Here is a 20,594-nt window from a genome sequence, read left to right as displayed (position 1 = left end):
TTCAGCCCTCCTCGGCCACGGTGCGGCGTTCGATCCGCTTCTCGATGTCGGTGCCCACTGGCACCACCCGGTGCACGAACACGCCCGGGATGTGCACCTCGTTCGGGTCGATCCCGCCGATATCGGCGAGCTCCTCCACCTGGGCGATGCAGATGCGCCCCGCCATCGCGGCGAGCGGGTTGAAGTTCCGGGCGGTGGCATTGAACACGAGGTTGCCGGCCCGGTCCCCGCGCGCGGCATGCACCAGAGCGAAGTCGGTGCTGATCGCCTCCTCGAGCACGTACTGGTGCTCGCCGAAGGTGCGAGTCTCCTTCGCCGGTGAGGCCTGCGCCACGCTGCCGTCGGGGTGATACCGCCGCGGCAGGCCACCCTCGGCCAGCTGGGTACCGACGCCGGTACGGGTGAAGAACGCGGCGATCCCCGCACCGCCGGCGCGCAGCTTCTCCGCGAGGGTGCCCTGCGGGGTGAGCTCCACCTCCAGCTCACCGGTGAGGAACTGCCGCTCGAACTCCTTGTTCTCCCCCACGTAGGAGGAGGTCATCTTCGCCAGCCGTTCGGCACGCAGCAGCAGGCCCAGCCCCCAGTCGTCCACCCCGCAGTTGTTGCTCACCACCGACAGTCCGGACGCTCCCTGGGCGAGCAGTGCCTCGATCAGCACCATCGGGTTGCCGCAGAGTCCGAAGCCCCCGACGGCGATCGAGGCGCCGTCGCCGATATCGGCCACCGCCTCCGCCGGATCGCGGACCACCTTGTCGATTCCTGAGCTCAACGTCGTGCTCATCGTGACTGCCTCCCGTACCTGGTCCTCACGCAGACTCTCTCCACCATCTTGCAATGTGGACAGCCGGAGTGCAGCGGTTCGCCGCATCCACGAGTGCGCGCACGCCTGGAGATCGCCCGCACGGAGGGCGTTGTTCGCGGGAGAATGGCACCACCGACCAACCCGATGGCCACCACAGGTCGACACCCTGGACGAACGTGGTGCGCCACAGCGAAGGAGCTGACATGAGCGACCCAGCCGCCGTCTCCGACCCAGCAGACGTCGTCGTCATCGGCGCAGCGCGCACCCCGTTCGCCCGCCTGAACGGCGCACTCGCCTCCCTCCCGGCCACCGCACTGGGCGCGCACGCGATCACCGCCGCCCTGGCGCAGGCACAGCTGCCCGGAGACGAGGTGGATGCCGTGTTTCTCGGCCAGGTCCTGCAGGCCGGTACCGGGCAGAACCCGGCCCGCCAAGCTGCCCTCGGCGGCGGGGTGGGCCCGCGGGCACACGCCTCGGCGATCAACAAGGTGTGCCTGTCCGGCCTGTCCGCGGTGATCGATGCCGCACGGCTGATCCGCTCCGGCGAGGCCCAGGTGGTGGTGGCCGGCGGGATGGAATCGATGAGTCAGGCGCCGCACCTGCTCCCCGGAGTGCGGGGCGGCTGGACCTACGGAGACCGCACGGCGGTGGACCACCTGGCCTACGACGGTCTCACCGACGCCGTCGAGCAGATCAGCATGGGCGAGCTGACCGAGCGCGGCAGCGCCGGTTTCCCCGGCACCGACCTGTCCCGTACTGCGCAGGACGCGTGGGCGGCGACCTCGCACCAGCGCGCAGCCGCGGCCACTGCGGCCGGCACGTTCGCGGCCGAGATCGCTCCGGTGAAGGTGCGCACCCGCAAGGCCGAGACGGAGGTCTCCAGCGATGAAGGCATCCGGCCCGGCACCACCACCGAGAGCCTCGCCGGGCTCCGGCCGGCGTTCGCCACCGGCGGGGCGATCACCGCGGGGAACGCTTCCCAGCTCACCGACGGCGCCGCCGCACTGGTGCTGACCACCCGGGCCCGGGCCGAGGCCGCCGGAGCACCGGTGCTGGTCGCCGTGCGCGCCTGCGGTCAAGTGGCCGGTCCGGACAACAGCCTGCACACCCAGCCGGCGAATGCGATCGCCCAGGCCTTGGATCGAGCCGGCTGGATGCCCAGCGAACTGGCCCACGTGGAGGTCAACGAGGCGTTCGCGGCCGTGGTGCTCGCCTCGATCGCCGCACTGGGGATCGCCGCAGACCGGGTGAACCCGCACGGTGGGGCGATCGCGCTGGGCCACCCGATCGGCGCTTCCGGTGCCCGGCTGGCGGTGCACCTCGCCCACACCCTGCAACCCGGGCAACGTGGCGCCGCGGGCCTGTGCGGTGGTGGTGGCCAAGGTGAGGCGCTCCTGCTGGAGGGCTGAGCGCGAAGCGAGCGGCGCCGTCGTACTCGTTACGCTGGTGCGCCATGAGCTTGTTGAGCAGCTTCGCCCGCGCCGCGCGGCTCGTCGCCCGAGAAGCGGTGCGCTCCTCTCGCCGGGAAGCCCGCCGCGCCAGTACCCGGCGGCAGCGATCCCGGCCGCAGGGGCCCTCCGCCGGGCAGCGGGCGCACACCTACTTGGGTCCGTTGCCGCCGCCGGAGTACGCCCCGGTCAGCGACGGCGCTCCGGATCCCGGTGAGGTGGTCTGGGCCTGGGTGCCCTACGAGGAGGACGACTCCCGCGGTAAGGACCGGCCGGTGCTGATCCTCGCCGAGCACGACGACGGGCTGCTCGGCCTGCAGCTGACCTCCAAGGACCACGACACCGACGCCGAGCAGGAGGCGCGCTGGGGCCGCTACTGGGTAGATGTGGGCAGCGGCGCCTGGGACTCTCAGCGGCGGGAGTCGGAGGCACGGGTGGACCGGGTGCTGTGGCTGCCGCTGAGTGCAGTGCGCCGGGAAGGGGCGGCCCTGGACCGGGACCGGTTCACCGATGCGGTCGCCGCCGTCCGCCGCCACCGAGGGTGACCGAGGACACGACCGCAGTGGTGCCCGGCTGCTGCTAGAATCAACGGCTGGACCTGCGACGGCGTGCTTCGTCGCCGCTGGGCCACCCATCGATCCGCCACCGGGCACCCCACGCCTAGTCCTGAGATCATGGGCCGCCCTCTTCGACGTCAAAAGAGCCCCGTCGCGGAAGCGACCACACGAGAGAGTCAACACGTGGCAAACATCAAGTCCCAGATCAAGCGCAACCGCACCAACGAGAAGGCGCGGCTGCGGAACAAGGCCTACAAGTCCGAGCTGAAGACGCACGTCCGCCACGTGCGCGAGGCCATCGCCTCCGGCGACAAGGAGTCCGCCGAGAGCACTCTGCGGGACGCCACCAAGAAGCTGGACAAGGCCGTGAGCAAGGGCGTCATCCACAAGAACCAGGCCGCGAACCGCAAGTCCGCGCTGGCCAAGCAGGTCGCCGCTCTCTGAGCCTTCGGATGATCGTCGCTCACCACGAGTGAGCACCCACGACGGCGCCGCTCCCCTGCCCGGGGTGGGGCGCCGTTCGTCTGTCTCGGGTGATCAAGCGAGGATCCGGCGCGCGCCCGCGCCCGGCAGACGCCCGTACCCGCACCCCCGCCCGGCAGACAGCCGGTGAGGGTCCGCCGGACGCCGGTCGGGATCCCCCGGGTCAGCCACCGTCGCGGGCGGCGCACACCCGCAACACCGCGCGCTCGACGGCGAAGCGCGCATCGCGATACTCACCCTTGACCTGGGCGTCGGCATCGGCGACCGCGGTGATCGCCGTGGCCAGGCCCTCCGGGGTCCAGCCACGCAGCTCGCGCCGGGCCCGGTCGACCTGCCAGGGCGCCATACCCAGGTCCCCGGGGTTGCCGCGACCGCGGACCGTGGACACCTTGGCCAGGGCCCGCAGCTTCATCGCCAGCACCGCCACCAGCGGCACCGGGTCCACTCCGGTCTCCAGTGCGTGCCGGAGCAAAGTGACCGCCTCGGTGGTCTGACCGGCCACGGCCGCATCGGCCACCCTGAACCCGGTGGCCTCCACCCGGCCGCCGTAGTACTTCTGCACCACGTCCGGGGTGATCGTGCCCGTGCTGTCAGCGATCAGCTGGGCGCAGCCCGAGGCCAGCTCGCGCAGATCGGAGCCGAGAGCTTCGACCAGTGCCTGCACAGCGGCCCGGGTGGCGCGGCGGCCGGCGTCGGTGAACTCGCCGCCGGCGAACTCAACCTTGTCCCCGTCGCGCTTGATCGGTTCGCAGGTGACCACCGGGTAGCCGGCCTTGGCGATGGCATCGAGCAGCTTCTTCCCGCGGGTGCCCTTCTCATGCCGGATCACCAGGGTGAAGTCGCCGATCTCGTGCCCAGCGGCGGCCACGTAGGCCAGTGCGTCCTCGATGAACGCGTCGGAGGCGGCCTCGGCTCCGACGACCACAGCGTGCCGGTGCTCGCCGAACAGCGACGGGCTGGCGATCACGTCCAAGTTGCCGCGGGTGTAGGTGGCCGCCTCGATCTGCGGGGTCTCGATATCGACCTGTGGTGCGGCATCCTCCGGCAGCCCCTGGGCAGCGGCGGCGTGCTGGCGCGCGAGAGCGGTCAGGCGTTCGCTGGCCCGATCGACGAGCAGTCCTTCGCTGCCGCGCAGCAGCACCACCGGCGCCAGCGGAACATCCCGCCAGCTGGGTCCGGAGGCTGCGGGTCGGCGGCGTGAGGGAGGCACAGGCATAGCCTGCCACGAACCAGGGACAGCACCGGCGTCGAGCGCCGCCGGGCGTGCGACAAGTGTGTGGTGTGCAGGGCCCGTGGGTGCCGAGGCTGGAAGAGGCAACTCGCGATCCCGGGACCCGCCGAAAAGGCCATTGCGGTGTGCCGGCGACGTGCCCGGTACGTCAAGACAACACCACAGTCGAGGAACGTCGCGATCACAGCGGCATCAGCACGCGCACACCCATCAGCTCTCCGGAACGACCCCAGTGGGAAGTCCTCGCATCGGATAGTGCACGGCACCACCACGATGAGCGCTGACCCGCGGACCCGCTCAATCACCACCTCCATGACCCACACCCAGCACCTCCGGAGAGCCGCCCGGTTCCCGCCTGGTGGCAGCTGCTACCCCGCCCCGGGTATGGCTGCGCACGCGCGCGCCACGACGGCGATCCACTCCGCGCACCAGGACGCCCCCTGCACGCACGCAGCCGCAGCAGTCGGTGCGACCGGCCCGAGCAGCGCCGCGCTCACGCCGAGCACTGTGGCCGGTGCGACCACCGGTGCGGCGAGCACGTTCGCCAGGACGCCGTAGACCGGCAGGCTCGGCTGCAGCAGCAGGAGCACCGGCAGGCAGGTCAGCTGCGCCGCCACCGGGATCGCGATCGCGGCCGCCAACGGGGTGGGTAGCCAGCGGGACAGCCAGGTGGCCAGCGGCGGTGCGAGCAGGAGCAGTCCGCCGGTGGCCAGCACGGAGAGCGCGAACCCGTAGGACCGGGTGATCCAGGGGTCGGCGGCGATCAGCACCACCACCGCCACTGCGAGCGCGGGCAACCCCGAGCGGGGTCGGCGCAGCACCAGACCGAGCAGCAGCACGCCGCCCATCACTGCCGCCCGAAGCACGCTCCCCTCCGGCCGCACCAGCGCCACGAACGCCACCAGCGCCACTACTCCCAGCCCGGCCCGCAGCCAGCGCGGTGCCCAGAGCAGCAGCACCATCAGCACGGCCAGCAGCAGCGCCACGTGTGCCCCGGAGATCGCGGTCAGGTGGGTCAGGCTCACCGTGCGCATGTCCTCGGCGAGCGCGGCCGGCAGCGCCCGGGTGTCCCCGAGCGCGATCCCGGGCACCAGGCCCCGGCCGGCTGGAGGCAGGTCGGCGCACAACTCGGCCAGACCGGCCCGGATGCTGGCCACCTGCGCCCGCCACCCGTCCGGCGCGCGGACCGACCCGATCGAGTCGGCGATCACCAGCAGCACCCGGTCATCTCCTGCCGCCGTAGCCACCAGCTGGGCTGAGGTGCGCACCTGCGCCCCGAACGGCAGGTCCAGCCAGCCCGGGCCGCCGAGCAGCACCACCGGTGCCCGCAGCTCGCCGGCACGCCCCTCCACCTCCAGCAGCAGTGCGTCGGCGATCGCGCCGTCCTCGTGCGGTCGGGCCTCGCGCTGCAGCTGCACGGTGACCGCAGGGCTGGCCCCGTCCAGCTCGGCCACCAGCTCGGCCCGGGCGCTCCCGCGCACCGCCACTGTGCCGAGCACCAGGGCGGCAACCAGCAGTGCGAGCACACCGGCGGCCAGCAGCTCGTTCCCCGACCGCCGGTGCCGGGCGAGCACGCGCCCGCGCAACCGGCGCAGCCCGGCCGCGGCAGCCACCAGCAGCCCGAGCACCACCGCCCAGCCGGCGTTCTCCCCCACGCCCACACCCCAGCCGCAGACCAGCCACACCAGTGCTGCGGCTGGCACCAACCGCAGGTCCAGTCCTGCGCCGGGGTACAGCGGGCTCACAGCCGCACTCGTTCTCGTAGCCGGTCCAGGGTGGCCGGTCCGATCCCGGGAACGGCCAGCAGGTCCTCGACGCTCTCGAACGGGCCGTCCTCCTCCCGGTGGGCGATGATGTCTGCCGCTCGCGCGGGCCCGATCCCGGGCAGGGTCTCCAGTTCCTCGGCTCCCGCCGTGTTCACGTTCACGACGGCGGCGCTCACCTCCGCGTCCGACGCACCCGATCCGGTTGCCGCCTCAGGCAGGGCGGGTGGCGTCTCGCCCTCGGCCGGCACATAGACCTGCTCACCGTCCGTGACCGGCGCCGCCAGGTTCACTCGATCCAGGTCGGCCGTCTCGGCTGCGCCCCCGGCTGCCGCGATCGCGTCAGCGACCCGCTCCCCCGGAGCGAGCTGCACCAGACCTGGGTCGCTCACCGCCCCGGCGACGTGCACATACAGCGCAGCTTCCGCCGAGGCGACCTCGCCCACGCCAGGCGAGTCTGCGCCGTCGGCGGAGGGAGCGGCGGAGGCCGGCGGCGCTGCGCTCGGCGTGGGCAGCGTCGGCTGCGTGGGCGTGACCTCGGGGCTGCCTGGTGCCCCCAACCGGAGCACACCGCTGGCCACCGCGGCCACGGCCAGCAGGACGCCGAGCAGCACCACGGCGAGCGCCACCCGGGCGAGTGTGCCGGGGCGCAGCGCCCAGGAGGTGCGCTGCCGGACGCCCTCCGACCGCTCGGCACGGTGACGTGCGCCGTCATCGGCCTCCTGTGCACCGCCCGCCTCCCGGGCGGGCTCGTACGCGGCCAGCTGCAGCCGGCGGAGCCGGTCACGGGGGCGCTGGGCAGTCACCCCCGCACAGTAGAAACCCTGGGCGCAGTCGTGTGCCGGGCCGGGAGCGGGTTGGGGATAACCGGGCAACAGCCGGTCCGGCCGCCCTGGCCGTCAGACCCGCCGCCGCAGACCTGCCCTGGCCGTCAGACCCGCTGCCGCCGTCAGACCCGCTGCCGCTCCGCGCGCTGCTGCACCAGTTCCTCGACGGCGCTGGGCAGGGTGGTCTCGAAGTCGATCAGCTTCACCCAGGTGGGGGTGATGACGATCCGGACCATGGACTCGTACAGGGAACGCACTTCAGCCTCCCAGTCCACCCGCTGCTCGGGCGTCATCTGGTAACTGCCGTTCATCTCCAGATACTCCTGCGGGATACCGCGGACCACATCCAGCTCCGCATACCCCCGCAGGAGCAGGATCATCGGCGGATGCACCTCGGTATCGATGGTCAGCGCCACCGCCGGATGATGCCGCAGGGAGCGCAGCTTCGGTGCGTTCGTGGAGGTACAGACCACGATCTGTGCCCCGTTCCAGGTGAAGGAGACGGGCACGTTCCGGGGTGTGCCGTCCTTGGCGACGTACGCCATCCGCAGGACGTCCCGGGCCAGCAACTCCTGGCTGGCGGGCCGGTCCAGGATGGCTGCGATCTCGTGCGGTTCCATCGGGTGCTCCTTCGTCGAGGCCGGCGTGGCCGATCTGGCCGCGCACCCCTGGGACGGAACCGCCGGCGAGTTCTCGACATCGGTGCCGGGCACCGAGAGACGTTCGGCTCAGCGCCGCCCGGTAGAGCGACTCACCAGGACCCGGGCCGGGCCGCGGGCGTCCAGCCGGCATGCTGTCCAGAAAGCAACCCGACCAGCCGCCGGGCACAGTTCACCTGCGCGATCCGCCCGGTCACCGGGACTGCCAGCATCAGCAGGACGATCACGATCAGTGCGGTATCGGTGGCCTGCCCCGGCCCGAACACCATGCTCGGAATGAGCAGCAGCAGCAGACCCGCCGGGGTGGACACCAGACCCATGCCGAGTACGAGCGCCACGGTCAGCGGGCGGGTCATCTCCGTGCGGACGCCATAGCGGCGTAGCCGGCTGAGCTTGGCCAGGACGGTGATATCGAGCACGAGCGCGGTCACCCCGAGCACGAAGATGCCGAACCCTGCAGCGAGGTTCCCGATCAACCAGGCGAAGAACTCCTCACCGCCTGCGAACATCGACCCGTCGGAGGGGTCGCTGCGCTGGTCGCCGGTGCCGAACACGGCATAGCTGGAGATGCCCACGAACGCCAGCAGAACCAGCAGTCCACCGCCGACGCCGGCACCCCAGGCGGACAGCAGCCGCACACTTCGGCCGATCTCGGCGAGCGGGACCTGCGGAGGAGGCCCGATCGGGCCGATGGCCACGCCTCAGCCCCCTGGGACGATGTTCACGAGCTTGGGCGCCCGCACGATCACCTTGCGCACGGGTGCGCCGTCGAGGGCCCGCTGCACTCCGGGAGCGGCCAGGGCCAAGGCCTGCAGCTCCTCCTCGGAGATCGACGGTGCGACCTCCAGCCGGTCCCGCACCTTGCCCTTGACCTGCACCACGCAGGTGACCGTCTCAGCGACCAGGAGCTCCTCGTCGGCCTCCGGGAACGGCTGATAGGTCAGCGAGCTCTGGTGCCCGAGCCGGGACCACAGCTCCTCGGCGATGTGTGGCGCCACCGGTGCGGTCATCAGCACCAGCGGTTCGATCGCATCCCGCGGCACCTGGCCCAGGCCGGTGAGGTGGTTGTTCAGCACGATCAGCCGCGCGATCGCCGTGTTCGGTCGCATCGCTGCCATCTCTGTGCGCACCTCGGCGATGGTGCGGGCCACCAGCTGCGCGGTCTCCCGGCCGGCCGGGTCGTCGGTGACGGTGACCGCACCGGTCTCCTCGTCCACCACGTTGCGCCAGAGCCGCTGCAGGAACCGCTGTGCTCCGACGACGGCGCGGGTGTCCCACGGCCGGGAGTCGTCCAGCGGGCCCATGCTCATCTCATACACCCGGAACGTGTCGGCGCCGTAGGCGGCGTACATCTCGTCCGGGGTGACCATGTTCTTCAGGGACTTGCCCATCTTGCCGTACTCACGCCGGACCGACTCACCCTGATAGGTGAAGGTGGACTCGCCGTCGTCGGAGGGGTGCTCGAGGACCTCATCGGCGGGTACGTACACCCCACGGGAGTCGGTGTAGGCGTAGGCCTGGATGTAGCCCTGGTTGAACAGCTTGTGGAACGGCTCCAGGCTGGAGGTGTGGCCCAGGTCGTAGAGCACCTTGTGCCAGAACCGGGCGTAGAGCAGGTGCAGCACGGCGTGCTCCACCCCGCCCACGTACAGGTCGGCCCCACCGGTGGTCGGCTGCCCGTCCTCGTCGAGCTGCGGCCCCATCCAGTACTTCTCGTTCTCCGGGTCCACGAAGGTGGCCGTGTTGGCGGGGTCCAGGTAGCGCAGCTCGTACCAGCAGGAGCCGGCCCAGTTCGGCATCGTGTTGGTGTCCCGCCGATAGGTCTTCGTCCCCTCACCCAGGTCGAGGGTGACGTTCACCCACTCCTCGGCGCGCGCCAGCGGCGGTTCGGGGGTGGAGTTCGCGTCCTCCTCGGCGTAGGTGCGCGGGGAGAAGTCCGGCACCTCCGGCAGCTCCACCGGGAGCAGCTCGTCCGGGATCGCGATCGGCCGGTCATCGGTGTCGTAGACCACCGGGAACGGCTCACCCCAGTACCGCTGCCGGGAGAACAGCCAGTCCCGCAGCCGGTAGGTGACGGTGGGCGTGCCGGTGCCGCGCTGGCTGAGCCAGTCGGTGACCAGGGCCTTGGCCTCCTCCCGCTCCAGACCGTTCAGGCTGATCTGCTCGTTCGCGGAGTTGATCGTGGGTCCGTCGCCGGTGTAGGCGCCGCCCTCGAAGTCAGCCGGCGGCTGGACAGTGCGCACCACGGGCAGCTCGTAGCGAGTAGCGAAGGCGTAGTCGCGCTCGTCCTCGGCCGGAACGGCCATGATCGCGCCGGTGCCGTATCCGCTGAGCACGTAGTCGGCGAGGAACACCGGCAACGCGGCCTGGTTCACCGGGTTGGTGGCATACACCCCGGTGAACACCCCGGTCTTCTCCCGGCCCTCGGCTTGGCGCTCCAGGTCGGTCTTCGCCGCTGCCGCCTGGCGGTAGGCGGCCAGCGCCTCGGCCGGGGTGGCGTGCCCGCCCGTCCAGGCCTCGCGGGTGCCGGCCGGCCACGCAGCCGGCACCAGGGCGTCGAGCACGTCGTTCTCCGGTGCGAGCACCATGAAGGTGGCACCGAACAGCGTGTCCGGCCGGGTGGTGAACACGTCGACGGCGGAGCTCGGCTCCGCGTCCGGCTCACCCAGGGCGAAACGCACCTGGGCGCCCTCGGAGCGGCCGATCCAGTTGCGCTGCATGGTCTTGACCTTCTCCGGCCAGTCCAGCAGGTCCAGATCGTCGACCAGCCGGTCACCGTAGGCGGTGATCCGCATCATCCACTGCCGCAGGTTGCGCTGGAACACCGGGTAGTTGCCGCGTTCGCTGCGGCCTTCGGCAGTGACTTCCTCGTTCGCCAGCACGGTGCCCAGGCCCGGGCACCAGTTCACCGGCACGTGCGCGACGTAGGCGAGCCGGTAGGTGCCGAGGATCTCTTCCTGCTCGGCCGGGGTGAGCTCGGCCCAGTCCTGCCCGGTCGGGGTGGCCCGGGTGCCGGCGGTGAACTGGTCCACCAGCTCGGCGATCGGGCGGGCGGCCCCGGTCCCGCGCCCGTCCCGGCGCGGGGCGTCGGTGTCGAACCAGGAGTTGAAGATCTGCTGGAAGATCCACTGCGTCCAGCGGACGAACTCGGGATCGGTGGTGGCGAAGGTGCGCCGGTCATCGTGCGCCAGCCCCATCCGGCGCAGCTGCCGGCGCATCGTGGCGATGTTCTCCTCCGTGGTGATCCGAGGATGCTGCCCGGTCTGCACCGCGTACTGCTCGGCCGGCAGGCCGAAAGCGTCGAAGCCGAGGGCGTGCAGCACGTTCGCACCGGTCATCCGCTTGAACCGGCCGACCACGTCGGTCGCGATGTAACCGAGCGGGTGCCCCACGTGCAGGCCCTTACCGGAGGGGTAGGGGAACATGTCCAGCAGGTAGAACTTCTCCGGCCGCACCGAGTCCTCGGCCAGGTCGCCCACCGGGTTCGGGGCGTGGAACGTGCCCTCGGCCGCCCAGCGGTCCTGCCAGGACTGCTCGATCCGCCCGGCGAGCTCCGCGGTGTACCGGTGCGGCGGGTTGTCGCCGGTGGCGGGCGCGGTGGCAGCAGTGGGTTCAGTCATCAACAGCTTCCTCGGCAAGGGTGGGCGGCGTCAGCCGGAAGTAAGCGCGGTGCGGCGCGGCGGCATACCGATCCGGTGCCGGTGCGCGGCCACACCGCTCCTGCGAGCAGATTCCAGACTAGCGCAGCCCAGTCCCGGCCCCTGCGCACCGGGGCGGTCGCCCCGGCGCACCACCCTTCGCCGGTGCGCACGACCGCGCTCGCCCGACACTCACCGCCCTTCGCCCCGTGCGCACCGCCCCGTGCGCACGACCGCGCTCGCCCCGACACTCATCGGCTGCACACCCACCACCCGGGTGCACTCACCGGGCAAGGCTCCACCGATCGGCCTAGGCTCGTCTGCAGGGGCGGGTGAGGTTCCCGCCCACGTGCCTTTCGAGCAGAAGGAGATCGCTGTGACTGATGCGACATCCACCGTTCCCACTCACCTGCAGGCGACGCTCGTCGACCTGATCGACCTTTCCCTGCAGGGCAAGCAGGCGCACTGGAACATCTCCGGACCACACTTCCGGTCGCTCCATCTGCAGCTCGACGAGGTGATCGCCGACCTGCGCACCTGGTCCGACGACGTCGCCGAGCGGATGGCTGCCATCGGCAGCCCGCCGGACGGGCGCGCTGACGTCGTCGCGAACAGCTCGGAGGTGGATCGCCTCGATGGTGGTGTGCTCGCCACCGACAAGGTGCTCCGCCAGTTCGAGGACCGGCTGCAGGCCGCCAGCGACCGGATCAAGGCCACGCTGGCGGACCTGGAGGCCGATCTGCTCAGCCAGGACATCCTGATCGAGGTCTCCACCGGGCTGGACAAGCACGCCTGGATGTTCCGCGCCGCGGCCGGCTGAGCGGGTCAGGACCAGGCGCCTGCGGCAGCCGTCCGGACGGCGTAGTCAGCGAACGTCCCCGGCCGCCTGCTGAGCACCTGGTGTACGCCGTCGGTCGGTTCGGTCAGCAAGCCCCGGCGGAGCTCGGCGAACATGGTCTCCAGGGCGTGCACGTCCGCCGCGGGTACCCCCTGGGACCGCAGCACGGCGGGGTACTCCTCCGGTGGAATGTCGGTGAACCGGACCTCACGACCGGCCGCCCGGGCGATGGTCGCGACCGCTTCATCCCAGGTCAGTGCCTCGGGACCGGTCACCTCGACGACCCGATCCACCCAGTCGTTGCTGGTCAGCATCGTGACCGCCACGTCCGCGACGTCCTCGACGTCGATGAACGGTTCGGGAACGCCCCCGACGGGGAGGGCCAGCTCCCCCGCCACCAGCAGGTCATAGAACACGTCTTCGTCGAAATTCTGCGCGAAGTTGCTGGCACGCACGATCGACCACTGCACCCCGGACGTCCGCACCGCATGCTCCAGGTCGAGCATCTCCCGGCCGAATCCGTTCTTCCAATGATCGGCGCCCCGGCCGGAGAGGGCCACCAGCCGCCGGACCCCGCTGGCCACTGCGCGGTCGACGAACTCTGCGACCGGGGTGGCGGTGAGCGGTAGCGCCAGATAGACGGTGGATACCCCCTCGAGCACGCCGGGCCAGGTCCTCCGGTCGTCCCAGTCGAACCGGGGCGTGCTCCGCCGGGAGGCCGGTCGGACCTCGTGGCCGGCGCCCCGGAGCCGGTCGACGATCCGGCTCCCGGTCTTGCCGGTGCCGCTGAGAACGAGAATCGGGTCGGTGCTGGTCGACGGGCGTGGGGTTCCTGCGTGGTTTCTGTCATGCGACCAGCACATCGTGGCCGGATCAGACGATCCATGGGCCTACGTCTCGTTGACATAGGTAGCCGTCTACACTGCGTCGCATGGACGCCCTTTCCAGCCTGCTCCGCGGCGTACGCGCGGACGGGGTCGTGCTCAGTCGACCCACCGCTTCGCCACCTTGGGCGCTGCGGGTGCACAGCGCCGCCTCGATCAGCCTGTGTACGCCGATGTGTCGGCAGGGCTGGCTGGTGATCCCTGGACAGCCGGAGCCGATCCTGCTCCGGCCCGGGGACACAGTGCTGGTCCGTGGACCGGTGGACTTCTCCTTCATCGACGACGTGGACTCCGCCATCGAGCGAACCTGCACGGATCTGCCATCCGCCGGGGGCCAGGCAGTCGTCATCGAGGACCAGGCGGAGGCACCGGAGGGATCGGCCGCGTTGCTGGTCGCAGAGTTCCCGATCGACGGTGCTGTCGGTCGCCGCCTGCTCGAGGAACTACCCCCGGTGCTGGTGGTACCCGCCGATCCGTCGTGCGGGACAACTCTCGACTACATCGCGGCGGAGATCGCTGCTGACCAGCCGGGCCAGCAGGTAGTGCTGGAGCGGCTGCTGGAATGGGTGTTGGTGTGCAGCCTGCGGGCCTGGTTCGACTCCCCGCAGGTGATCGCCCCCGCGTGGTATCCGGCGATGTCGGACCCGGTGGTCGGGCCCGCCCTGCGAGCGATGCACGGTGATCACGCCCGGCCGTGGACAGTAGCCGCCCTGGCCAGCACTGCACACGTCTCCCGTGCCACGCTCGCCAAGCGGTTCACCGAGCTGGTCGGTGAGCCTCCGCTCACCTACCTCACTGGGTGGCGGATGACGCTGGCAGCAGATCTGCTGAGCGAACCGGGCGCGTCCGTAGCGGACGTCGCCCGCCGCGTTGGCTACGCCGACCCGTTCGGCTTCAGCGCGGCGTTCAAGCGCACCCGCGGGACCAGCCCGAGCGAGTATCGCCGCCCGAACGCCAGCGCCGCCGCCGGCTGAGCGTTAGTTGCTGAGGCTGCTCGTCGAGCGGGCCGGCACCAGGCGCAGTGCGTCGGCGCCGGCCTGTTCGATCCGCCGAGCCAGTTCCGGTGCGCGGCGGGGACCGAGGTCGACGTCCTCCGTGGCGGCGTAGACGCCCGTGGGCACGATCAACGAGCCGAAGTAGGCGAACAGCGGCCGGAGCACCTGGTCGATCACCAGCTGGTGCCGCATGCTTCCACCGGTCGCGCCGAGCAGCACTGGCTTACCGCGCATCGCCACCGGATCCACGAGATCCCACAACGACTTGAAGATTCCGGCGTAGCTGCCTCGGAACACCGGACTCGCGGTGACCACCAGGTCCGCCTGCTCGATCGCGCGCAGCGCGTCGTCCAGCTCGGGTGAGGGCAGACCCGCCACCGTGGCGTGCGCCACGTCCACTGCCAGATCACGCACCTCGATGGTCCGGGTGAGGACGGTGACGTCCCCTGCGGCCTGTTCGACGGCCTGCAGCAGAGCGTCGGTGAGCCGGCGGGTGCTGGACGGGAAGCCCACTCCCCCGCTGACGGCTACCACGGTGATCGCGTTCGCTGCACTCGGCAGATCAGTCATCGCTCTTCCTCTCCGGCGCCGGCGCGGCGCTCTTCAGTCGGCTGGTCAGCTCGGCCAGCGTGGTCTGCTCGTCCTCGGTGAGCACAGGATCGATGCGGGCAGCGATGCTGCGCACGTGCCGGCGCCCGATCGCCTGCTGCAGCCGAGCCCCGGCCGGGGTGAGGCTGATGACCACCCCCCGACCGTCGTCGTCGGCCACAGTGCGCTGCACCCAGCCTGCGGCGGCGAGCCGGTCAACCATCCTGGACAGACTCGGCTGCGTGAGCAGCACATGCGTGTTCAGGTCCCGCAGCCGCATCGGCCGCCCGGATCCGGACAGGGTGAACAGCACGTCGTACTCGCGCGAACTCAACGGCCGGAAGTCCTTGGCTGCCTCGAACTGGCGCATCAGGTGCACCTGAGCCCGCAGCAGCGACTCCCAGGCGACGGCGGCACTACGCGCACTCATCTCTGCTCCCTTCCGTGCCGCTGGCTCGGACTGGCCTCATCGGCGCACCGCACTGCCCGACAGCGGGTCGATCTCCATCCGCGGGGTCAGGTCCACCGCACCGCCGGCAGCCTCGACCCGCGCCGCGTGCGTGGGGCCGTCCGGGATGTGGGCGGGGCGATCCTTGTCGAACTCGGCACGCAAGGTGGGCAGGATCTCACCGAGCAGGTCGAGCTGCTCGAGCACCGTCTTCAGCGGCAGCCCGGCGTGGTCCATCAGGAACAGCTGGCGCTGGTAGTGCCCGAAGGAGTCCGCGAAGGTCAGCGTCTTGTCGATGACCTCTTGCGGGCTGCCCACGGTCAGCGGGGTGGCGTCGGTGAACTCCTCCAGGCTGGGACCGTGCCCGTACACCGGGGCGTTGTCGAAGTACGGCCGGAACTCCTTGACCGCGTCCTGGGAGTTCTTCCGCATGAAGATCTGTCCGCCGAGACCCACGATCGCCTGGTCGGCACTGCCGTGGCCGTAGTACTCGTACCGCTCCCGGTACAGGCCGATCAGCGCCTGGAAGTGCTCCTTCGGCCAGAAGATGTTGTTCGCGAAGAAGCCGTCCCCGTAGCGGGCGGCCAGCTCGGCGATCTGCGGGGTGCGGATAGAGCCGTGCCACACGAACGGGGCAACCCCGTCCAGCGGCCTGGGCGTGGCGGTGAAGCCGTTCAGCGGGGTGCGGAACCGGCCCTCCCAGTCCACCACCTCCTCGTCCCAGAGCTGACGCAGCAGCTGATAGTTCTCCACGGTCAGCGGCAGGCCCTGGCGGATGTCCTTACCGAACCACGGGTAGACCGGGCCGGTGTTGCCCCGGCCGAGCATCAGATCCACGCGGCCGTCGGACAGGTGCTGCAGCATCGCGTAGTCCTCGGCGATCTTCACCGGGTCGTTCGTGGTGATCAGCGTCGTGGCCGTGGACAGGATCAGCTCTTCGGTCTGCGCGGCGACATACCCGAGCATCGTGGTCGGCGAGCTGGGCACGAACGGTGGGTTGTGGTGCTCACCGGAGGCGAACACGTCCAAGCCCACGTCCTCGGCCTTCTTCGCGATCGCCACCATCGCCTTGATCCGCTCATGCTCGGTGGGCAGCCGACCGTTGGTGGGGTCGGGCGTGACATCACCGATCGTGAAGATTCCGAACTGCATCGTGTTCACCTTTCAAAGTGTATGCGTTTGCATGAAGTTCTGCTCGGTGCAACGCATGGCAGTGGAAGGTATTCCCGGTGTGATTGGCGCCACTCTCCCACGGTCGTGCGAAGTCGGTCACCGGTGCCCGCTATCGCTCGACCTTGCCGCGCGGGCGAGCACTTCCTTCACCTGGGCCATGAACGCGTCCGGGTCGGTGAGCAGTCCCAGTGAGGGGATCCGCAGCACCGGTCCCCGGCGGAGCCGCACCGCGTTGTCGCGCAGCGCATCGTCCACCGGACGCAGCCCCTGGTAGTGCTGCACACCATCGATCTCCACGCCCACACGAAACTCCTCCCACCAGACATCGAGGTAGATCCGCCCGCGCGGCCCCTGGCACACTCGCTGCCGGCTCGGCACCGGCAGGCCGTGTTCCCGGCAGAGTCGGGCGAAGTCGAGCTCCCCCAGTGCCTGCACGCCGCCGCTCACCTCCCGCAACAGCCGCCGCAGAAACTCCCGCCGCCGGACCCGGCGCCGGGAGCTCACCTCTTCGACGAGCCGCTCCGCGGTGGTGAGCCGTTGCTGCACCGCGAGGATAACGATCAGTGCCGCCTGCCGCTCGCTCGCGGCCCACTCCACCGCATGCACCACCGCCGCCTCGGTTCGGACCCGTGGCAGGCCCGCACCCGGCGCACGCACCACCACCCGGTGGGTGTGCCGGACCACGCCAGCGAGCGCCACCGCGCGGCGACCCCGTGGCACGGTCACAAAGACACGCTCCTCCGTGTAGCCCTCGAGACCACCGGCGAGCAGTGCAGACACGCCGTCGAGCACCGTGCCGGACCCGGTCTCCCACACCACCCACGCCGCGAAGGCGCGTGGGGACGTCGGCCGCCACAGCCGGCGCTGCCCGGCGACCGCCGACCGCTCCGCGCCGGGCCGGGGCTCGGCCACGTGGCGCGCTCCGGCGGCATCGATGCAGACCGTGTGCTTTCCCAGCGCGATCCACCGGCCGCCACGTACTTCGCTGCGGACCTCGTCCCTGGAGATCCCCACGGCACGCAGTTCTCGCCGATGCACCACGCCACCGAACTCCGCGGCCAGCTCACGGGCCACCCGGCGGCGCCAGGTCCTGCGGGCGTGCAGGCTCGCGGCGCTGTGACCGACCAGGGTTCCCACACCACCAGCCTGGTACTCACGCGCCGCTCACGGTGAGGCCCTGTGGACAGCCCAGGCTCCGCCGTCAACGGAGTGTAGAACCGGGCACCGGTGCCCGGCTTTGCACGACCTCGGCGGGGACCGGGGCTGCTAGGCGGTGATCGCTTGCGCCTGCGCGACCACAGCACTCACCAGCTCGGCATCGCGGCCCAGACCCGGCTGCAGGGTCTCCAGCACCGCGGGCACCACCTCGGCGAGATCACCGGCGTTCGCGGCTTCCTGGGCGGGACCGGCGCCAGCGTCCTTGACCGGGGCACCGGCCCCACGCAGGTGCAGCACCCAGCCGGCCAGAGTGGTGGCGCCCCCGACCGGCACCCGGCCCGCGGCGCGCTCGGCGCTGACCGCAGGCAGGGTGCGCACCGGCAGCTTCTGCGAACCATCCATCGCGATCTGGGCGAGCAGATGGCGCACCCGCGGGTTGGCGTACCGGTCCAGCAGTGCGGTGCGGTAGGCCTCCACCTCCGCCTCCGGCAGTCCGAGGCCACGCTGCGCCTCGTCCCAGAACTGCTCCACCCAGCCGCGGCAGGCCGGGTCGGCGATCGCGGCGTCGATGGTCTCGTGACCGCGCACGCTACCCACATACGCCAGCTGGGAGTGGGAGCCGTTCAGCAGCCAGAGCTTGCGCCGCTCGTGCGGGGCGACATCGGCGACGAACTGCACGCCAGCCGCGTCCCAGGCGGGCCGGCCGGCCGGGAACTCACCGCTGATCACCCATTCGGCGAACGGTTCGGTGGGCACCGGAGATGCGTCGGAGTAGCCGGTGCGCTCCACCACCAGCTCGCGGTCGGTGTCGGTGGTGGCCGGGGTGATCCGGTCCACCATCGAGGTGGCGAAGTCCACGTGTTCGCTGATCCAGTCCAGCAGCGTCTCGTCCACCGCCCGGGCGGCATCGATGACCAGGGTCCGGGTGACGTCACCGTTGTCGGGCAGGTTGTCACACGGCAGGATCGTCAGCTTGCCGCCACGGGCTTCACGGCGCGCGAGCAGTCCGGCCAGCAGCCGCATCGGCATCGAGGTCACTACCGCGCGCGGGTCCGACCGCAGCGCGGCCACATCCGCGGCCACATCGTCTGCGGCCAGATCCAGGTGCCCGTCGGCGCCGCGCCGGTAGCCGTGCTCGGTCACCGTCATGCTCACGACGGCGGTGCTCACCTCAGCGAGGTAGGCCAGGTAGGTCTCGTGCTCGCTCGCCGGGTGAACGGCCACGATCGAGGAGATCACCTCCACCTCGTCCCCGCCGGCCCCCTTGGTGATCAGGGAGTACAGGCCGTCCTGCGGGGCGAGGGCCTCGGCCTGATCCGGGCGTCGGCCGGTGAAGGCCGCGATCCCCCAGTCCTCGGCGTCAGGTGCGTGGTGGGTGTACCAGGCCTGGTGGGCGCGGTGGAAGTTCCCCACGCCCAGGTGGACGATCCGCACCGGGGCGGAGGTCGCGGGTGTACCGGGCAGGCCGCGGCGCAGTCGCTGAGTCACGGGAACACTCTCCTCAGAGCTTGAAGACGTTCGTCGGGTTGGTGACCACCAGATCGTGGATCGCCTCGTGGGCTTCATCCTCGGGCAGCCGGTGCTCGAGGACCAGGTCGGCCAGGTAGCCGGCGTCCAGGCGTCGGCTCATGTCGTGGCGTGCGGGGATCGAGCAGAAGGCGCGGGTGTCGTCGATGAACCCCGAGGTACGGGAGAAGCCGGCAGTCTCGGTGACCGCGGAACGGAACCGGCGGATCGCCTCCGGGGCATCGATGAACCACCACGGCACACCGACGTACACCGACGGGTAGAACCCGGCCAGCGGCGCCAGCTCCCGGGAGTAGACGGTCTCGTCGATGGTGAACAGCACCAGGTGCAGGTTCGGGTGGGTGCCGTAGGCGTCCAGCAGCGGGCGCAGCGAGTCGGTGTACTCCACCGCGATCGGGATATCGCAGCCGACGTCCGGGCCGTAGGACTCAAACGTGGCCGTGTGGTGGTTGCGCCGCACCCCCGGGTGGATGGTCATCACCAGCCCGTCCTCGCAGGACATCCGGGCCATCTCGGTGAGCAGGTGCCGGCGCAGCGCGGTGCTCTCCTCCTCAGTCACCCTGCCGGCGCGGGCGGCCGCATAGATCCGGCTCGCCTCGCCCTCGTCCAGGATCACCGTGACGGCGTCGATCACGCCATGGTCGGCGGAGACCGCTCCGTGCTGCACGAAGTACCGGCGGCGGCTCTCCAGTGCGGCGATGAACCCCGCGTAGGTGGAGGTGTCCTCGCCGGAGACCTGGCCGAGCCGGTCGGCGTCCGCGTTCCAGTCCGGCAGGCCGGGGTCCAGGTACTTGTCCGGGCGGAAGGTCGGCACCACCCGGTGACCGAAGGTCGCATCACCAGCGAGCCGCGCATGCTCGGACAGATCGGCGCACGGGTCATCGGTCGTGGCCAGCACGTCGATGTTGAAGCTCTTCATCAGTGCCCGCGCCGTGAAGTCCGGCTGGGCGATGCGGGCCGCGATGGTGTCGTAGATCTGATCCGCCGTGTCCGCACTCGGGCGCACGTCCACACCGAAGATGCCGCCGAGCTCCTCCTCCAGCCAGTAGCGCACCGGCGTGCCGCGGTAGGCGGACCAGTGACTGCACAGGGCCCTGAACGCGGCCCGCGCATCCGCCTCGTCCAGCGGGCCACGGCCCACGCCGAGGTCACTGAGCGAGATCCCGTGGGCGTGCAGCATCCGGGTGATGTAGTGATCCGGGGTGATCAGCAGCGAGGTGGGGTCCCGGAACGGGGTGTCGTCAGCGATCCAGGCCGGCGGCACGTGCCCGTGCGGGGAGATGATCGGCAGGTCCTTGACCGACTCGTACAGCGCGCGCGCCACACCGCGGCGGGCAGGGTCGGCCGGCAGGAGCCGGTCAGGATGCAGTTCCAAGGGCGGAGTTGGCTTCGACACCTGACCCAGGCAACCGGTTACCGGCCCCGGTGGCAACTCGTTGCCGGGTGTTGCCCTGGAGTGTGTCCCAGGTCTCAGCCCATGGACACCGTGCTGCCGCCGCACCACCCCCCTGCCCAGCCCGCCCGCGCGATGCCAGCGCCAAGCCCGTTCGGCAGTCGCCCCGCCCAGGCGATACC

Annotated in this window: 19 protein-coding genes; 5 read left to right on the top strand and 14 right to left on the bottom strand. The window is 70.9% G+C overall.

Annotated elements, in window-relative coordinates; genetic code table 11:
• Position 1: 1 nt before the first annotated feature.
• Positions 2-781 (bottom strand): CoA transferase subunit A, encoded by a 780-nt coding sequence (locus tag FU260_RS09905; RefSeq protein ID WP_147916911.1) that lies wholly within the window; start codon positions 779-781, stop codon positions 2-4.
• 224 nt (positions 782-1,005) lie between these two features.
• Between FU260_RS09905 and FU260_RS09900 the strand changes: the two genes are divergently transcribed.
• From FU260_RS09900 to rpsT, 3 genes are all read left to right on the top strand, one after another.
• Positions 1,006-2,211: an acetyl-CoA C-acyltransferase gene (locus FU260_RS09900; RefSeq protein WP_147916910.1), complete on the top strand. Its 1,206-nt coding sequence runs from the start codon at positions 1,006-1,008 to the stop codon at positions 2,209-2,211.
• Between the two features lie 44 nt (positions 2,212-2,255).
• Positions 2,256-2,795, top strand: coding sequence for a type II toxin-antitoxin system PemK/MazF family toxin (locus FU260_RS09895; protein WP_147916909.1), 540 nt, complete (start codon positions 2,256-2,258; stop codon positions 2,793-2,795).
• Positions 2,796-2,990: 195 nt separating this feature from the next.
• Positions 2,991-3,251, top strand: a complete 261-nt coding sequence (rpsT, locus tag FU260_RS09890; protein ID WP_147916908.1) for a 30S ribosomal protein S20 — start codon at positions 2,991-2,993, stop codon at positions 3,249-3,251.
• Between the two features lie 202 nt (positions 3,252-3,453).
• On the opposite strand, the gene holA is transcribed toward rpsT, so the two are convergent.
• The 6 genes from holA to leuS all read right to left on the bottom strand — a co-directional run bounded on the left by holA (position 3,454) and on the right by leuS (position 11,390).
• Positions 3,454-4,506 (bottom strand): DNA polymerase III subunit delta, encoded by a 1,053-nt coding sequence (gene holA, locus FU260_RS09885; RefSeq protein WP_147916907.1) that lies wholly within the window; start codon positions 4,504-4,506, stop codon positions 3,454-3,456.
• A 383-nt stretch (positions 4,507-4,889) separates the two neighbouring features.
• Entirely contained in the window at positions 4,890-6,266 is a 1,377-nt protein-coding gene (locus tag FU260_RS09880; RefSeq protein ID WP_147916906.1) for a ComEC/Rec2 family competence protein, read from the bottom strand.
• Positions 6,263-7,090, bottom strand: a complete 828-nt coding sequence (locus tag FU260_RS09875; RefSeq protein ID WP_147916905.1) for a ComEA family DNA-binding protein — start codon at positions 7,088-7,090, stop codon at positions 6,263-6,265. The genes FU260_RS09880 and FU260_RS09875 overlap by 4 nt, the downstream gene beginning before the upstream one ends.
• Positions 7,091-7,233: 143 nt before the next feature.
• Positions 7,234-7,731, bottom strand: coding sequence for a pyridoxamine 5'-phosphate oxidase family protein (locus FU260_RS09870; protein WP_147916904.1), 498 nt, complete (start codon positions 7,729-7,731; stop codon positions 7,234-7,236).
• 131 nt (positions 7,732-7,862) lie between these two features.
• Positions 7,863-8,468: a hypothetical protein gene (locus FU260_RS09865; protein ID WP_147916903.1), complete on the bottom strand. Its 606-nt coding sequence runs from the start codon at positions 8,466-8,468 to the stop codon at positions 7,863-7,865.
• A 3-nt stretch (positions 8,469-8,471) separates the two neighbouring features.
• Positions 8,472-11,390: a leucine--tRNA ligase gene (gene leuS / locus FU260_RS09860; protein WP_147916902.1), complete on the bottom strand. Its 2,919-nt coding sequence runs from the start codon at positions 11,388-11,390 to the stop codon at positions 8,472-8,474.
• Between the two features lie 394 nt (positions 11,391-11,784).
• Here leuS and FU260_RS09855 point away from each other — a divergent pair, with 394 nt between their 5' ends.
• Positions 11,785-12,228, top strand: coding sequence for a Dps family protein (locus tag FU260_RS09855; protein ID WP_147916901.1), 444 nt, complete (start codon positions 11,785-11,787; stop codon positions 12,226-12,228).
• A gap of 5 nt (positions 12,229-12,233) precedes the next feature.
• Here FU260_RS09855 and FU260_RS09850 read toward each other — a convergent pair whose 3' ends face one another.
• Positions 12,234-13,109, bottom strand: coding sequence for an NmrA family NAD(P)-binding protein (locus FU260_RS09850; RefSeq protein ID WP_147916900.1), 876 nt, complete (start codon positions 13,107-13,109; stop codon positions 12,234-12,236).
• A gap of 68 nt (positions 13,110-13,177) precedes the next feature.
• Between FU260_RS09850 and FU260_RS09845 the strand changes: the two genes are divergently transcribed.
• Complete coding sequence (locus FU260_RS09845) at positions 13,178-14,104, top strand: AraC family transcriptional regulator (RefSeq protein ID WP_147916899.1); 927 nt, start codon at positions 13,178-13,180, stop codon at positions 14,102-14,104.
• Positions 14,105-14,107: 3 nt separating this feature from the next.
• On the opposite strand, the gene FU260_RS09840 is transcribed toward FU260_RS09845, so the two are convergent.
• The 6 genes from FU260_RS09840 to uxaC all read right to left on the bottom strand — a co-directional run bounded on the left by FU260_RS09840 (position 14,108) and on the right by uxaC (position 20,415).
• The gene (locus FU260_RS09840; RefSeq protein WP_147916898.1) at positions 14,108-14,695 is read right to left on the bottom strand and encodes a CE1759 family FMN reductase; all 588 of its coding nucleotides are present in this window, start codon (positions 14,693-14,695) and stop codon (positions 14,108-14,110) included.
• Positions 14,688-15,143, bottom strand: coding sequence for a MarR family winged helix-turn-helix transcriptional regulator (locus tag FU260_RS09835; RefSeq protein WP_147916897.1), 456 nt, complete (start codon positions 15,141-15,143; stop codon positions 14,688-14,690). The genes FU260_RS09840 and FU260_RS09835 overlap by 8 nt, the downstream gene beginning before the upstream one ends.
• Before the next feature lie 36 nt (positions 15,144-15,179).
• Complete coding sequence (locus FU260_RS09830) at positions 15,180-16,313, bottom strand: LLM class flavin-dependent oxidoreductase (protein WP_147919420.1); 1,134 nt, start codon at positions 16,311-16,313, stop codon at positions 15,180-15,182.
• Positions 16,314-16,430: 117 nt separating this feature from the next.
• Positions 16,431-17,471 carry a hypothetical protein gene (locus FU260_RS09825; protein ID WP_147916896.1) on the bottom strand — a complete coding sequence of 347 codons (1,041 nt, stop codon included), beginning with the start codon at positions 17,469-17,471 and terminating at the stop codon, positions 16,431-16,433.
• Between the two features lie 129 nt (positions 17,472-17,600).
• Positions 17,601-18,980, bottom strand: a complete 1,380-nt coding sequence (locus FU260_RS09820) for a mannitol dehydrogenase family protein (protein ID WP_235912183.1) — start codon at positions 18,978-18,980, stop codon at positions 17,601-17,603.
• Between the two features lie 13 nt (positions 18,981-18,993).
• Complete coding sequence (gene uxaC, locus FU260_RS09815; protein ID WP_147916894.1) at positions 18,994-20,415, bottom strand: glucuronate isomerase; 1,422 nt, start codon at positions 20,413-20,415, stop codon at positions 18,994-18,996.
• Between the last annotated feature and the right edge of the window lie 179 nt (positions 20,416-20,594).

Source organism: Ruania zhangjianzhongii, from assembly GCF_008000995.1.
GTDB lineage: Bacteria > Actinomycetota > Actinomycetes > Actinomycetales > Beutenbergiaceae > Ruania > Ruania zhangjianzhongii.
The sequence above is the reverse complement of the archived record's forward strand: the minus strand, read 5'-3'. Positions and strand labels throughout refer to the sequence as shown.

Excerpts from the sequence above, each read along its gene's own strand:
- FU260_RS09905 (WP_147916911.1), bottom strand. The coding sequence starts at position 781 with ATGAGCACGACGTTGAGCTCAGGAATCGACAAGGTGGTCCGCGATCCG.
- FU260_RS09830 (WP_147919420.1), bottom strand. The coding sequence starts at position 16,313 with ATGCAGTTCGGAATCTTCACGATCGGTGATGTCACGCCCGACCCCACC.
- FU260_RS09845 (WP_147916899.1), top strand. The coding sequence starts at position 13,178 with ATGGACGCCCTTTCCAGCCTGCTCCGCGGCGTACGCGCGGACGGGGTC.
- FU260_RS09870 (WP_147916904.1), bottom strand. The coding sequence starts at position 7,731 with ATGGAACCGCACGAGATCGCAGCCATCCTGGACCGGCCCGCCAGCCAG.
- FU260_RS09895 (WP_147916909.1), top strand. The coding sequence starts at position 2,256 with ATGAGCTTGTTGAGCAGCTTCGCCCGCGCCGCGCGGCTCGTCGCCCGA.
- FU260_RS09835 (WP_147916897.1), bottom strand. The coding sequence starts at position 15,143 with ATGAGTGCGCGTAGTGCCGCCGTCGCCTGGGAGTCGCTGCTGCGGGCT.
- FU260_RS09900 (WP_147916910.1), top strand. The coding sequence starts at position 1,006 with ATGAGCGACCCAGCCGCCGTCTCCGACCCAGCAGACGTCGTCGTCATC.
- FU260_RS09840 (WP_147916898.1), bottom strand. The coding sequence starts at position 14,695 with ATGACTGATCTGCCGAGTGCAGCGAACGCGATCACCGTGGTAGCCGTC.
- FU260_RS09850 (WP_147916900.1), bottom strand. The coding sequence starts at position 13,109 with ATGTGCTGGTCGCATGACAGAAACCACGCAGGAACCCCACGCCCGTCG.
- holA (WP_147916907.1), bottom strand. The coding sequence starts at position 4,506 with ATGCCTGTGCCTCCCTCACGCCGCCGACCCGCAGCCTCCGGACCCAGC.
- leuS (WP_147916902.1), bottom strand. The coding sequence starts at position 11,390 with ATGACTGAACCCACTGCTGCCACCGCGCCCGCCACCGGCGACAACCCG.